This is a genomic window from Cobetia sp. SIMBA_158 (genome assembly GCF_046566945.1).
GTDB classification, from domain to species: domain Bacteria; phylum Pseudomonadota; class Gammaproteobacteria; order Pseudomonadales; family Halomonadaceae; genus Cobetia; species Cobetia amphilecti.
In genome coordinates, this window is record NZ_JAWJYL010000735.1 from 1 (window position 1) to 253 (window position 253).

The 253-nt window shown below is 66.0% G+C and carries 1 protein-coding gene; it reads right to left on the reverse strand.

Going from position 1 to position 253, the window contains the following annotated elements; translation table 11 throughout:
• The coding region (locus R2R70_RS21755; RefSeq protein WP_410979161.1) for a cob(I)yrinic acid a,c-diamide adenosyltransferase at positions 1-253 on the reverse strand (253 nt) is incomplete at both ends.

The following is a 253-nucleotide window of genomic DNA, read 5'->3' on the forward strand; positions in this document are numbered from 1 at the left end:
ATCTTGGTCATGGCGGTGACGGGATCGGCACGGGCGCCGACTTCACGGTTGGCTTGGCGTGCGGTGACGATGACGGGCTGCTCCGGAGGGCGATTCTCGAGTGCCGTCATCACCCCCTCCAGCGGCAGATAGCCGAACTTGGCCATGTAGGTCAGCTCGTCGAGGGCCACCAGATCGACGCGGTCCTCGCGGATCAGGCGCTGTGCTTGCTGCCAGACGGCGTGACGGGCGGCGGTATCGGCGGAACGATTCT